This is a genomic window from Companilactobacillus zhongbaensis, from assembly GCF_003946515.1.
GTDB classification, from domain to species: Bacteria; Bacillota; Bacilli; order Lactobacillales; family Lactobacillaceae; genus Companilactobacillus; species Companilactobacillus zhongbaensis.
In genome coordinates, this window is sequence record NZ_RHOM01000043.1 from 1 (window position 1) to 13,874 (window position 13,874).

At 38.8% G+C, this 13,874-nt stretch carries 11 protein-coding genes and 1 riboswitch; of the genes, 2 read left to right on the forward strand and 9 right to left on the reverse strand.

Features of this window, described 5'->3' with window-relative positions; genetic code table 11:
• Positions 1-531: 531 nt before the first annotated feature.
• The gene (locus EKM69_RS11255; RefSeq protein WP_404825426.1) at positions 532-1,587 is read right to left on the reverse strand and encodes a DMT family transporter; all 1,056 of its coding nucleotides are present in this window, start codon (positions 1,585-1,587) and stop codon (positions 532-534) included.
• Positions 1,588-1,788: 201 nt separating this feature from the next.
• Between EKM69_RS11255 and EKM69_RS11260 the strand changes: the two genes are divergently transcribed.
• Together EKM69_RS11260 and EKM69_RS11265 are read left to right on the forward strand one after the other, a co-directional pair.
• Positions 1,789-2,187 (forward strand): hypothetical protein, encoded by a 399-nt coding sequence (locus tag EKM69_RS11260; protein ID WP_125711138.1) that lies wholly within the window; start codon positions 1,789-1,791, stop codon positions 2,185-2,187.
• 9 nt (positions 2,188-2,196) lie between these two features.
• Positions 2,197-2,583 carry a hypothetical protein gene (locus EKM69_RS11265; RefSeq protein WP_125711140.1) on the forward strand — a complete coding sequence of 129 codons (387 nt, stop codon included), beginning with the start codon at positions 2,197-2,199 and terminating at the stop codon, positions 2,581-2,583.
• Positions 2,584-2,618: 35 nt separating this feature from the next.
• Here the strand turns inward: EKM69_RS11265 and EKM69_RS11270 are convergent, their stop codons facing one another.
• The 8 genes from EKM69_RS11270 to EKM69_RS11305 all read right to left on the reverse strand — a co-directional run bounded on the left by EKM69_RS11270 (position 2,619) and on the right by EKM69_RS11305 (position 13,694).
• On the reverse strand, positions 2,619-4,406 hold the full coding sequence (locus EKM69_RS11270) for a SpaA isopeptide-forming pilin-related protein (RefSeq protein WP_125711142.1): 1,788 nt from the start codon (positions 4,404-4,406) through the stop codon (positions 2,619-2,621).
• A gap of 176 nt (positions 4,407-4,582) precedes the next feature.
• A complete protein-coding gene (locus tag EKM69_RS11275) occupies positions 4,583-6,703 on the reverse strand; it encodes a SpaA isopeptide-forming pilin-related protein (protein ID WP_125711144.1) in 2,121 nt (706 codons plus the stop codon).
• A 127-nt stretch (positions 6,704-6,830) separates the two neighbouring features.
• Positions 6,831-8,162, reverse strand: a complete 1,332-nt coding sequence (locus EKM69_RS11280; RefSeq protein WP_125711146.1) for a hypothetical protein — start codon at positions 8,160-8,162, stop codon at positions 6,831-6,833.
• Between the two features lie 121 nt (positions 8,163-8,283).
• Positions 8,284-8,931 (reverse strand): thiamine phosphate synthase, encoded by a 648-nt coding sequence (gene thiE, locus EKM69_RS11285; protein WP_404825425.1) that lies wholly within the window; start codon positions 8,929-8,931, stop codon positions 8,284-8,286.
• Positions 8,915-9,742, reverse strand: coding sequence for a bifunctional hydroxymethylpyrimidine kinase/phosphomethylpyrimidine kinase (thiD, locus tag EKM69_RS11290; protein WP_125711150.1), 828 nt, complete (start codon positions 9,740-9,742; stop codon positions 8,915-8,917). Before thiD ends, thiE begins: the two co-directional genes overlap by 17 nt.
• Positions 9,726-10,535, reverse strand: coding sequence for a hydroxyethylthiazole kinase (gene thiM / locus EKM69_RS11295; RefSeq protein ID WP_164505935.1), 810 nt, complete (start codon positions 10,533-10,535; stop codon positions 9,726-9,728). Before thiM ends, thiD begins: the two co-directional genes overlap by 17 nt.
• 81 nt (positions 10,536-10,616) lie before the next feature.
• Positions 10,617-10,719: riboswitch (TPP riboswitch) on the reverse strand.
• 91 nt (positions 10,720-10,810) lie between these two features.
• Positions 10,811-12,718: a DUF2357 domain-containing protein gene (locus EKM69_RS11300; protein ID WP_125711154.1), complete on the reverse strand. Its 1,908-nt coding sequence runs from the start codon at positions 12,716-12,718 to the stop codon at positions 10,811-10,813.
• The gene (locus EKM69_RS11305) at positions 12,702-13,694 is read right to left on the reverse strand and encodes an McrB family protein (RefSeq protein WP_125711156.1); all 993 of its coding nucleotides are present in this window, start codon (positions 13,692-13,694) and stop codon (positions 12,702-12,704) included. The genes EKM69_RS11300 and EKM69_RS11305 overlap by 17 nt, the downstream gene beginning before the upstream one ends.
• Positions 13,695-13,874: the final 180 nt, after the last annotated feature.

Here is a 13,874-nt window from a genome sequence, read left to right on the forward strand (position 1 = left end):
GACACCCTTGTCCTCAGCTCGTGATTCCGACTACTACGGCTCACAGTGGACTTTCACCACCTAGTTAACGCCCATGCCGAGCGCACCCAAATTTTACTTGGCAATTTATTGCCTAGTAAAAGACCGAGTTTTGAGATGTCCGAGGTGGGTTTCCTCGGATAGCTCAAAATCGTGTCGGCAGCGTTCCAGCGGCTGTATCCCTGGGCCCTGGAGTCGGCAGTGAACGCACACCCAAACTACTACCTCTATCCAAACACTCACCAAAAATCACCAACGACTACCAAAGTAAAACGCCACTGTCCGCGCTACTCTCTCACATCAAGTCTTCAGATAACAAAATAACCGCATAAAAACAATCAAGGGGGAAACATCATGCTACAATCACTAATCCAATCAAGCTTCGCAGCCGGAATCATCTACGGTGCAGTAATCATAGGATCAATCACAGTACTAACAGTACTCTTCAACAAATTCAACCACCAAGCAAAATAAAAAGACTAGCTGAAAAACAACAGCTAGTCTTTTTTAATATCATTTAACAGAACCATGGTTCAACCGAGAAGCAGCATGATGCGAATCAATCGAAGTCTTCAACGACTCATGCAAACCATCCTTCTTCTCATCATCAGAAGGCAGATTCTCCATATCGCGTTCCATCTCAGCTTCAACTTCTTGCTTAGGACGCTTAGAATCACGCACGAACAAGGAAATAACACCGTAGGCGATCTTGGCACCCATCAATGTGATCATTGAACCGAGTAAGATAATGATGATCCCGATAACAGTTCTAGGCAACAAAGCCTCGCCCAAAATAAAGAGTGACAAGATCGGAGCAAGCGCTGGTTTGACTAAGAAGATCAACGAAGCTTGGACTACGCCGACTTCGTCCATAGCGACAAAGTACAAACCAAAGGCAGCACCTGTGACCAAGACAGAGATGTACAGGATCAACGGTAATGTTTGTAAATTGATTCCTTGGAAGAAAGGAATGTTAACGAATTCGCTATAGTTACTTGGAATAAAATTGGCAAGTGGTGTGTGACTCAAACCCATTAAGACACCGAGTTCTCCGGCACCAAATAAAAACGAGAAACAAGTCATTGCCAAGGCATTAATACCGATTTTATGACTTTTGACACGTGACATCACACCGTATACCCCAAAGAGGATCGATGAGATCAATCCCAAAGTAATACCCACAGGATTCTTCAAGTTGAATGGATTGATGATGACCAAAAGTCCAATCAAAGTTAAAACTAAGGCAAAAATATTTGTTCTAGATAATTTTTCGCGTAAAAAGATGAAGCCGATGATCAATCCGAAGATCGGATTAGCACTCAGCATAATGGCCACGATCGAAGCATCGGTCAATTGGATCGATAACTGATAAAGTGACATACTCAACACAACGATGACAAAGCCGGTACTGGCAAAACGCCAGAAGTCCTGCTTTTTCAGCAGTACACTGTGTTTACGCAAATATGACAGGGCGAATGGAAATAGTGCCAAGCCCCCTATTAAAAATCGGATAAAATTCAATTCGACCGGATTGAATGTGCCCCCAGCAATCTTCAAAGCGATTTCCATCGAACTGAAGAGAAAAGTCGGTATAAGAATTAATAGTATCGATTTTAGTTTCAAAACGTTAATAGCATCCCCAATTTCATAGTTATATATAGTAGTCTACTCCCTATTGCAACTTATTTCTAAAAATTCGACAAAACATTTCCATGAAAACGTTTTATTTTGCTATACTTAGAGTTAACTTTAACAATTGGAGAGCTCGCCATGTCAAAAATCATATCGTTGATCACCCTATTGTTCGCGGCGATAACTTTTTTCTCATGCTCTAACGAAAGCAAGGCTGAAGATAACTACGATAAAAGCATCCCTGCAGATACAAATATTGGATATTACATCTATGAAGACAAAGAATATTTGACACAAAATCAAGTCGATAAGATCAATAATATGAATAAAAAGCTCCACAATGACGAAAATATTACCTTAGTTATCGTTGACCACATCCCTATCGAAGACTATTCGGGAGCAACTTATTCATCTTTGACAGACGAAGACCAGCGCAAATATTATTTTTCGACTTTGATCGACAAATTCAAACATGCAGACTACGAACGGGAGTCGTTTGACGATGATAAATTTTTCGGTGACCTTTCCACGGGCTGAAACTTTATTTTGCTATCCCTCAAAGATAAAAAGGTTTATTGGGAGCCATCTAGCGATACTAACCGTTATTTAACTGACTACAAATTTTGGAAACTCAAGTTTTGGCTCGAACCAGCCTTGCATTCTTTCGACAGACAGCACCAGATCGATGCCGTGCTTCAATTAACGGAGAAATTAGGTCAGGAGGTCGAACCTTTTGCCGCTGGTTATCCTGACAAAGAAAGTGCCTCATTTGAAGATATCAATCAAAAGGTAAACGGGGTAAAGTTTTTCTTCAAAGCATTCTTCTTACTATTAATCTTTTCTGGCGTGTTATCGCTCATCTTTGCACTCATTTTCTCAACCACCAGCTTAAAAACCATTTTATTCTTAACCATGTTTGATCGAAATAAATAAAAAAACGACGCATAAACGTCGTTTTTTTAATTCGTTTAACCTTTTGATTTCTTCCAGAATAAATACTCGCTACCAATAATAAATAAAATGATCACACCTACCACTGACTGCAAGAAACTATCATTCTTGTCGTTACCAGTCTGTGGCAAATCACCGGTTGAGCGACTTGGGAAGACTCTCGAACGAAAGCTGTCATTGTCAGACGAGGCATAATAAACGGGTTTTGCTTTGGCGCTTACTGGTGGATCACCGATAACGATCGGGTCCCCAATAAAAATAGCATTTTGGACTTTGTGAGTATTACCAGTATTATTGTCACCCGAGTTAGTTGATAAATCGGGTAGAACGGGTTGTCCTGCAGAAGGATCACTCGGATCCACTGGATCTGGAGTACTTGGATCGACAATTACTGGTGGATTCGTAGGATCAGGGTCAGTTGGATCTACTGTTGCCGGTGGATCTACTGGATCGGGATCAGTTGGGTCGACCGTTGTTGGTGGGGCCACTGGATCGGGATCAGTTGGATCAACCGTTGCTGGTGGGTCCACTGGATCGGGATCAGTTGGATCGACCGTTGCTGGTGGGTCCACTGGATCGGGGTCGGTTGGATCGACCGGTTGCGTCGTTGGTGGATCAAGATTGGTTACCGAAACTGTAGCCACTTTTCCACCGGTGATCGTAAACGGAAATTTTTGATCATTTAAAGTGTAATTTGGTGGTGTTTTTGTTTGGACAAAGTAATAATTTCCTGCTGGTAGAGCAGTAAGATTGATCTGTCCTTTAGAATCAGTCGTCAAATTAGTTTTAACAACTTTATCGTTATTGTCGTACAAGTCAAAAGTTGAATTAGTGATCGGAGTACCATCTTTAGCATTAGTATTCGTCAAGATGACACTACCTTGATCTACTTCACCATTACCGGAGCCAACACCACCCCACTCGATCTTATGACTAGATGAAGTCGAAACTCCCCCACCTTGATCACAAGTCATCGTGACATCGTTATCCCAGCCAACATTTTGAGCTGAAGCATCGGGAGCAACTTGGGCGGTGTATGTCAAATTGACAGCCGAATAAATTTTAGCAAAGGACATCTTGATCGTATTGCCAGAAACGGAAACTATCGGTGTGATAACTCCAGTGTTAACGAATTGACCATTAGAATAATATCCTGTATTGGCGACAATTGAATTAGGCACAAAAGTTTGACCTGGACCCATCGTATCAACTAACGTCACGTTAGTCAGTTCTTTTCCTGATGAATCCAAAGCGATATTCCACGTCAGTTCATTAGGAGCGTTTTGAGCATCATACCCACTGATCCAACCGTATTTATTGACGGAAAAATTTTGTTCACTACCATCTGTTTTCGTACCATTAACATAAAACTGCAATGTACCAGAACGATTTTCCGTATCGGTAGTAAACTCCTGACTAAACGTTAGAGTACCAACTTGGGCACCCTTACTAATAGCAAAAGTACCAACCGAGTTCCCAGCATTATCTTTGATCGGAACTTGCAAATTTGAATTAGCGGCAACATTACTAGGCAAAGTAAACGTAGCAGTATCACCACTAGCAATTTGCGTAGTATTAGGGATCGACCATTGATAACTCAACGAAACGGTCTGCCAATCAGGGATCGAAGTTGCGTGGTCGATATTCTTACCATTTAGATCAGTGATCGTTGCACTAGTCGAATCAGCACCACTGATCGTAACCGCCGTTGCCTTTGCTTGATCAACTTGAAACAAGGCAATCGTCAGCGTCGCGAAAAATATAGTAAGCATAGAAATAACATTAACAATTTGTCGATGTTTCATGTAGAGCCTCCTGAAAAAAGGTTTAATCAATTAACCAATACCAATTATAAATAGTCCCTACTAGCAGAAAAATCATTATTCACATAAAAAATTTTCTGAATTCAATATTTTATTTATACCATCCACTAAAAAAGCAGATATTCATATTTCAGAATATCTGCTTTTTGAAAAACTAATTATTTGTCAAAATGACGAACTTTGAACATGATCAACGACATAGCAATCATGATGACAACAACTGCTGCAATCAATCCAAAGATACTATTGGACCGATTACCAGTTTGAGGTAATCTGCCACCAGTCAAGTAACTATTGGATGGATATTTCGAAGGAGTTGTTGATGGATATGTTGCTGGATAACTAGGACTTGTTGAAGTCGTTGTGCCAGGCAAGCCTGGTAAAACAGTTCCTGGTTGCGAACTAGTATCTTCACTAGGTTGTGATGGTGATGTAGGAGTCGTTGTGCCTGGTTGTTCACCATTAGCATTTTCATCAGGTGTTGATGGAGTTGTTGGACTAGTTACGTCCGGTTGTTCTTCATCATTATTTTCATCAGGTTGCGATGGAGTCGTTGGAGTAGTAGTACCAGGCTGTTCTCCATTGTTATTTTCATCTGGTGTTGAAGGTTCATTTGGTTCTGAAGGTTCCGTTGGTTCTGAAGGCTCTGATGGTTCTGATGGTTCTGTTGGAGTTGTTGGTTCCGTTGGAGTTGTAGTACCTGGTTCTTCAGGTAATACAGGTGCTTCAGGATCAACAGGTGGTTCAACGATTGTTGGTGGAACAACATTTGTTGGTGGTGTATCGACCATTGCATTGTATGCTAAAACATTAGTTATCTTATCAGATTCAACAGTGAACTTGATAGGATCACTATTTGCTTCATAGCCTTCCGGTGCTTTAGTTTCAACTAGTGAATATTCACCAGGAGCTAAATCATCGATTGGAGCCATACCTTGTTCATCAGTTGTAATACCTGATGCAATGACCTTACCAGTAGAATCTAACAAATCATAAACAGCACCGGCAAGTGGTTCATGAGTTTCAGCAGAGAGCTTGATCAAAACTGCTGTACCAGTATCTGGCTCAGGTTCATCTGGATAAGGAACATTTACTGCCGAAACTCTAACAGGTTCTGTTTGTCCAGCGGTAATCGTGAATGGAACTTCATTATTTGCACTAGGTGCATAACCTATTGGAAAATTGGTTTCAACAAAACTGTAATCACCAGGTGCAAGGTTATCAACAGCAATTTGACCATTTTGATCAGTAACTAAATTAGTTTGCAAAACGTTACCGACTGCATCAAGAAGTTCAAATGTAGCACCGGCTAAAGGTTTATTAGTCGTACCATCGAGATTATTCAAAATGACACTACCATTTTGAACATCTCCGGTACCAGTACCAGAACCACCCCAGTTGATGGTGTGACTAGCATCTTCAGTGACTTCAGAGGATTGCAATGTAACGTTGTTATCCCAAGAATTTACTTGGTTGGCATCAGCTGCTGGAACTTTTACTTGATAAGTCATATTAACTGTTTGGTTAACATTACCAAATACAAAAATAATTTGTTGACCTTTGATCAAAACACTTGTTGGTTGAATAGTACCAGTTGAAATGAATTGACCGTTCAAGTAGTAACCAGTATTGGCAACTACTGAGCCATCAATATAAGTTTGATTTGGACCTAAAGTATCAACAATTTTTACATTAGTTAAATTTGAAGCTGGATTATTAAAAGCTACATTCCAAGTTAATTCGGTTGGACTTTCATCTAACTTTGCTTGATTTGGAATCCAGCCATTTTTATTGAGAATGAAATCATTGGGGTTGGTATCAGTTACAGTCGTACCAGCACCAGTGAAGGTTAAAGTGCCTGAACGATTTAAATCAGCTTGGCTAGCATTACTATTAAAAGTCAAAGTACCAGTGGAAGCACCTTTTGCAATATTAAAAGTACCAACGATTTCACCGGTTGTTGATTTTACGGCAAAACTCAAATTAGTATTGGGTGCAACATTCCCCGGTAAAGTAAACTCTGCGGTATCCCCTGCATTAATAGGGATGCCATCAGCGATAGAAAACTTATAACTAACATTAACCCCTTGCCAGTCATAAATTGTATCTGTAGGTGAAGCTGTACCACCTGTGGTGTACGTCATAGATGCATCAGCGGCGGTGTTTCCCGTAATCGGGACGACGGCAGCTTTAGCACTCGAATTCAAAGCGTTAAAGCTAAATACCGCAAGTAACACTGCGATTGTAGATAAAAGTATCATCTTGATCTTGTCTCTCATACAATCATCTCCTATTCATAACTTCTTAGCCTTACTTCGTTCAACCATATTGTAAGACCAATTAGCCATCTAACTAAACAAATATGACTAACTAAATATTCATAAATAGGATCAGATTTATTATAAATTATTCATCTGTGACAGGAAGCTTTTTTACAAAATGATAAGTAATCATTGAAATAATTAAAATACCGATAGTGATTGCAGCATGAACGATAGTCAAAGTCGTGTAAGTTGCTCCATGAACAGTCGGATTGAAAAATGACAAAACATTAATATTCAAAAAATAACTCAATAAATATACTAATGACATGTAAATCAGTTGCTGCGAAATGTTACCGATACTAGACAGTTGATATTTGACCAAAAATGCTCGTTCACCATCTAAATTGGGACTACTGTATAGCGACCGATTCAACAAGGTATTGTCCGCTCCAACGAAGACAGCCGCTAAAAATAGCCCTAGAAAATAAATTGGTACGAAATTGAACAGCGTCAACAGCATCCCAACGAACAAAGTTGGATAACGATACTGCGGAAATTTTTTCAATAACATTGGTCCGCATTCAAATCCTAATAAATAAACCACAAAGATCAAGACAGTAGCTTCAAAATGGAAGCGCAAAGTACTATCAAAAGTCGAATACAGCAACAAGAAATTCATCACGATACCACGATTCAAGGCTCCCAAACTAAGCGGAAAAATCTTCTTGTGGATGCCCAGTTGGACGTAGATCAATGATCCTAAGATCACCGCTGCCAAGATGCACATAATCAGATCGAGGTGATGAGAAGTAGTCTTCAATCGAGAATATCTGATTGAGAAAACTAAGACGACCAATATCGTCAAATAGACCAAGTTCAAGATCAACTTGCTAGGATGAACAAAATTAGCTTTGAAATCCTCTTCGTGATAAAAGTCGATCTCGTTTTTTAAATAAACGCCCCCGAACCATGCGAACAAGAATAAAAAGGCTAACAAGATGAAAGCCACAGCCATCGCCTTGAATTTCATCGCCACGAAACTGACGACTAACAATAAAATCATGGCAATCAATGAGTACAACCAGTGTTGCTTAGTCATCGTGAACTCATTGTCCAATTGACCCCGTGAACGGATTGTTAAAAAGTAAGGCCAGATCCAACTGGATGCCAGTCCTAACAAGATTCCGCCAAGAACGCCAAAGAAAATGTGGTCAGCAAATAGCATCGAGATCGAGCCGAGCACGCCGAAAATACTCGAAACGTTCATCATCTTGATGGCAGAACGTTTGATCTGAGCTGTCAGCAACATTCCGATACATCTAAAGGTATAAAGCATCAAGAACGGCAACACAAAGACTGGCTCCGTTTTATGAATGTTGTATAACATCAAACAATAAAAGTACGGGATAAAAACGCCAGCATTAGCCAGCAAATTTAAAACTCCAACCGAAAAATACTGAAATAATTTTTGCATTTTTTGAACTCCTCACCTTAATACTCACATTGTAAACAAAAAAAACAGTTAAATCACGTCTACACCACTGAAATCACTCGATTCTGGCGAAACTTCATTAACTGTTTAAATATGACTGATTTTAAGCGAAAGCGTTCAAAACATTCCCGACTGTTTGTTTAACATTATTCGACCTCGTCAACAAACTAATAAAGGCTGCCCCGGATGCTCCGGAATTTTGCAGTTGATGGACATTTTCGGCAGTGATACCACCGATAGCCACGATCGGTACACGACTTTCTTGAGACAGCTGTCTGAGTCCGAACAGTCCGATCGGAGCGACCGCATCATCTTTAGAAGACGTCGGAAAAATCGGACCGGCACCAATGTAGTCAATATCCTTGATTTCATTGGCGATCTTAACTTGTTCGATTGTTTGACAAGACAATCCAATGATCATATTAGGATCAGCCTTGGCGATAACATCGATGATATTCATATCTTTTTGCCCCACGTGGATACCATCGGCTTTTAACTGATTAGCTAACTCAACATCATCGTCAACGATAAAAGGCACCTTCTCAGCTGAACAAATATCGCGTAGCTTTTTGCCCAGATCCAAACGTTCTGGAGCAGTCAATGTTGAAGCTGCTTTATCCCGATACTGGAACGTCGTAATCCCAGCATCAATGGCATTTAGGAGTAATTTCTCAAAGTTTTGACCAACTAGATCTTGCGTACCGCAAACAAAATAAGCTTTTAAAAAATCAGCATTAAACTCCATGACCAATCATCTCCTCATTGTATGCCCAATGGTTCAATGGACCGTGGCCGTGACCAACTTGGATCGTATTTTTGATAGCAGCTTCCACAAAGCGTTTACCAAATAAAATAGCATCTTTCATATCGTCACCAAGAGCGAGACGAGAAACGATGGCGGATGAGATCGTATCCCCGGTTCCGTGAGTTCTGACCGTTTGGATCCGTTGACTGTTCATCCAGAAAGTCTCGCCATTTTCGAGCAAGACGAGATCACGGACTACATCAGAGTTACCGTGACCACCCTTGATCAACACGTTTTGAGCACCCAAAGCTTGGATCTTTTGGGCGACGATGATCATCCCTTCTTGATCGTGGATCTTCATATCAGTCAAAGCTTCAGCTTCGGGGATATTCGGTGTCACCAAAGTAGCCAAGGTGATCAACTTAGTTTTGATCATCTCGATCCCTTCATCGGAGATCAATTGGGCCCCACCCTTAGCAATCATTACAGGATCAAGCACGAAGGGACCAAAGTCGTATTTTTTCAAATTGTTGTAAACTAATTCAACGTGTTCAGCATCAGCCAACATCCCTGTCTTGCAAGCCTTGATGGCAAAGTCATCGTGGATCGAATCAAATTGTTGGTCGATCATCTTGGGTGAAAGTGCCTGAAAGTCTTGCACACCAATGGTATTTTGTGCCGTAACTGCCACGATAACGGCAGTTGAAAAAACACCACATTCTTGCATCGTCTTCATATCGGCCATAACGCCAGCACCACCGCCACTATCAGTTCCAGCGATAGTTAATGTTTGGGGAAAACTATTTATTTCCTTCATCAAATTTGCCTCCTTGTTCAACATCAGCAGTTGTAATTGAATACAATTTATCTAACAAACGAGCAGAAAATTCAGCTGGGCCAATTTCAGGATTTTCATCCATCACTGTTTGACCTGCCAATCCAAAGACTAAACAAGCCATCTTAGCAGCTTCAAAAACATTGTCAGTTGAAACTCCGGCAAAAACCGCGATCAAACTAGACAACATATCACCAGTTCCAACACGAGTAGTGAACATCTTGTGACCATTAAAGACATGAGCAACTTCATCCGCTGTAGCAATCGTATCCGTTTCACCCGTTACGACCGTTACACAGCTAAACTTTTTAGCACAAGCTTGGGCCATTTCATCAATGCTTTGATCATGACCATCATCGATCGAATCGATTCCTTTGGCTGACCAAGAAACACCCACTAAACTAGCCACTTCACCAGCATTTCCACGGATCACCGTCGGTTGACCATTGCGCAACAACTCTTCAGCAAAAGACAATCTTTCGGGAACAGCCCCGATCCCCACAGGATCGAGCACAACCGGTTTATTAAATTGGTTAGCCAGACGCAAAAGTTCCAGACTAAGCTCATTTTGACGCTGATCTAAAGTACCAATATTAATGCAAATACCATTAGCAAATTGAGCCAAAGTCTTCAGCTCTTCATCGTAATTAGTCATCAAAGGAGATGAGCCAATCGCACTAATACCATTAGCAACATCACTTTGAGTAACCGAATTAGCAATATTCAAAACCATCGGATTATCAGTTCTAACCTTATTCAACAAATCAAATTGCATATCCATTCCTCCAAAAAAAGAAAATAAAAGTAAAAAAAAGCCACGGTTCTTAGTCGTAGGATTAAGAATCGTGGCGTCAATTGCCCAGATCATGCACTTTCCTACGCAAGTATCAACTTACAGGTTCAAAGGGATCAGGCCAAAGCCTATCTCAGTTTCGAGTGAAACACCCCTAGTGCTTTATTTGGTTTAGTTTTAGGATAGCATACGCAGAAAGAATTTTGGGCAAAAAAAGTGTTTATGATAATAAAGATGTCGGTTGATAAAAGTAGTTATTATTTTTCATAGACTACATTATTAGTGATTTTCGCACTTTGCACCCTATCGTGAATTTCCTGATTAAGTTTTTTAATTAACTGGACACCAGGAGATTCCTTGATGTCATTACCATTTGTATCAGCATAGTTAAAGATGTCGAAATAAATATCACTTTGTTTTAACAAAGAAACTTTTTCGTTCACTGCTTTGTTCACTTTTTCCTGCTTTCTTTCTTCCTCACCGTCTTCTTTTTCATTTTTAGATTTACGACTATCAACATCACTCCTCTGGATGCCGGGAAGTAAAGCGTGCACAGATACAATCGAATTCAATAATTTAATTTTAGGACATTTAACAGAATAACGATAAGTCCACAGTTTAATTACATCATTGTTCTCTTTATTATCGAAATGGTAAACGCAATTGGTCAATGGCTTGTATTTTGAATCTAAGACAATTCCTCCTACTACATTTCTTTTGTCACTAAGAATTTCAATAAAAATATCCGGATTGTAATGATTAATTTTTTTAGGATCTGTTGGATTCTCCTGATAAAAGTTTTTCAATGGTCTATTTGGCGCATCTGATTCCACAGACTTTCGAAAATCCATTTGATACACAATATTTAATTTAATATCATCATTGCTTAAACATGTTTCCAATACATTCTGTCTTTGCTTTGCATAATTACCATTTTTTTGATCCATCTCGGCAATTTTATAAAAACAATCTTTTTTCCACTCATCTTTTTTGCCTCCAAAATTACTGAGCTTGAAGTCGGTCTCATTTAAAAACATTTCGATTAAATAAAAATACGACCACAATTCATAAATCACGTCAGTCTGTCTCCAAGCATTATTTTCCATTTGACGCAAAGAGGTTGTAAAATTAATATTTTTTAACGAATAATACTTTTGACGAATGAATTTATAAACTGGATTTTGAGTAATGGTTTTTTCAGGGCCCTTAGGATTCACGCTTTCGACTTTATGAAAGATTCCCTCATTCAATTTTTTTTGAATCAAATTATGAACACTTTTAATATTGATCAAAACTTGTTCGATACTTGCTCTTTGTTCTTGCGAAACGTTTTCATCCGACTTCTCCAGGATTACGGTGTAGTCAGAAATTTGATTTTGTAAAAACTTATCGATTTTTTTCAGCATAAATTTAGCATAGCGGTTAGCGGTAATATTATAATCTTGTTCTTTATTCAGAAAAAATTGTTGGTTAGTGTTTCTTCTTCTCTTGATGGTCAATTCGATAGACTTTTGGTCTTTTTTTCCTGGATTTCCATTGGATGCTCGATGGTAATCCTTTTTAATTTGGACTTTAGGACTTGTATTTAACTCAGTTAATACTGATTGCAGTTGCGCAGCATCTTGCAAAATTAGTTGCAAGGAATCCCATTGATGAGAATCATCTTCATGAAAATTATCATTCTGGTTATAGACAGTTTCAAATATGGGGTTCTTCGTCAGTATCTCTCGACTAAAGTATGACAACAAAAAGTTCAGCATCTTATTTCGTTTCTTTTCGAATTCCTTATCCTTAAAGGTTACGTTAACCGAATAATAATAAGTTATTCCATTACAAACGACTCTAAATTGATACCTCTGAGGTGTGAGTTGAATGCCTCTTGGAGTGTTATCGTGAATAGTAATTGTTTGCTCATGATTGCGTGAACTAAAAGATGCATTGTCATTAACGAATGTCATATGTTCGTTAACATCAGAATACAGATGTGCATACTGTGAGAAATCATCAAGGTAAATGGTTGATATGGACTCCCCAGGTAAAAACTTAATTGTTAAGTTATCTGATTCTTTAATTGGCTTTAAATAATATCTGGGATCATAAGGGCTAAGGTTGTTGTGATTTTTAATTTCTTCATCATTGACTATGACTTTAAATGGTGTATCCATAGATTACTAGGTCCTTACGTTTTTTGTCGACTGTTTCCAATGTTTTTTTAAATACATCTTCAACTTTTTTATTTGATTCCTCAGCCTTTAAATATTTCCCCAATGATTGATAAATAGTTCCACCCTGATCCTTAATATTCGACTGTCCAAGTAATTCATTTAACTGTTGATCAGATCCACTGATTTTTGTCATAACACGTTGATTGATTTGATAATCTAACCCCTGGAACTTGCCAATTTGTTCTGGAAGATTACTCATGTAATTGTCTATTTGATTTACAACACGCCAACCAATCCCGACATTAGGTTCGACGCTATTGATATCTTTATGTAAATTCCATAGTAAATTCAACTCATTGTCTTTCAATTTTTTATCCTGATTGCTTTGTCCCATTTGTGCATATTGATAAGAACTAATTGTCGAACCCTCCCATGGTTCTTCAGAATGTTTCGTATTAAATAAAGTAAACTCTTGCATACCTAATTTAATAACATTTGTACGGTCCAATACTTTATCGGAAAACTTATAAGTTGACTCATCAGTATTGATGGTTCCCACAAAAAACACGTTGTCCCCAATTTTAATTTTGTTTGGATAGTGGTTATCTTTAGTTCCCGAATCGTATAACGTTATTTCTCTCGAACCTTTGTCCATTTCCAAAACAGATAAAAATTGTGAAAAATATTGCTCCACTTTTGATAAGTTCATTTCATCAAAGACAATAATATATAATTTTTCAGGATTTTGTTCAGCATCCAATAACTTATCAACCAAACCGCTCTTTCCTGGATAATACTTGTTACTTGTTGGATCGTAAAATCCCATTAAATCAGAATCATCAGTCCAATTTGATTCAACCGAAACAAATTTAACCTGTTCATGAGGAAGTTTAAGTGCATTCCCGTAACATTTGACTAATTGAGACTTCCCAGTACCACTTAAGCCCGCAAGAATGACCATTCCATCACTGCGCATCGAAGTATGGAAGTTGTAAAGATCCTCCTTGTCATCTAAAGGTTGAAAGCACGAAAATAGCCCTCAACTCATTCGTATGTTGAGGTTGGGTACAATCAAATAGTTTTTTAACATCATGAAGCATTATCCAAGAGCCTGATCAGGCGATTGGGTAATGCTTTTATAAATTCGTCAAAAATA

Bases quoted from the DNA above. Each gene is read 5' to 3' on its own strand.
- EKM69_RS11255 (WP_404825426.1), bottom strand. From the start codon at position 1,587: ATGGAAATCGCTTTGAAGATTGCTGGGGGCACATTCAATCCGGTCGAA.
- EKM69_RS11260 (WP_125711138.1), top strand. From the start codon at position 1,789: ATGTCAAAAATCATATCGTTGATCACCCTATTGTTCGCGGCGATAACT.
- EKM69_RS11270 (WP_125711142.1), bottom strand. From the start codon at position 4,406: ATGAAACATCGACAAATTGTTAATGTTATTTCTATGCTTACTATATTT.
- EKM69_RS11275 (WP_125711144.1), bottom strand. From the start codon at position 6,703: ATGAGAGACAAGATCAAGATGATACTTTTATCTACAATCGCAGTGTTA.
- EKM69_RS11280 (WP_125711146.1), bottom strand. From the start codon at position 8,162: ATGCAAAAATTATTTCAGTATTTTTCGGTTGGAGTTTTAAATTTGCTG.
- thiD (WP_125711150.1), bottom strand. From the start codon at position 9,742: ATGAAGGAAATAAATAGTTTTCCCCAAACATTAACTATCGCTGGAACT.
- thiM (WP_164505935.1), bottom strand. From the start codon at position 10,535: ATGCAATTTGATTTGTTGAATAAGGTTAGAACTGATAATCCGATGGTT.
- EKM69_RS11300 (WP_125711154.1), bottom strand. From the start codon at position 12,718: ATGGATACACCATTTAAAGTCATAGTCAATGATGAAGAAATTAAAAAT.
- EKM69_RS11305 (WP_125711156.1), bottom strand. From the start codon at position 13,694: ATGCGCAGTGATGGAATGGTCATTCTTGCGGGCTTAAGTGGTACTGGG.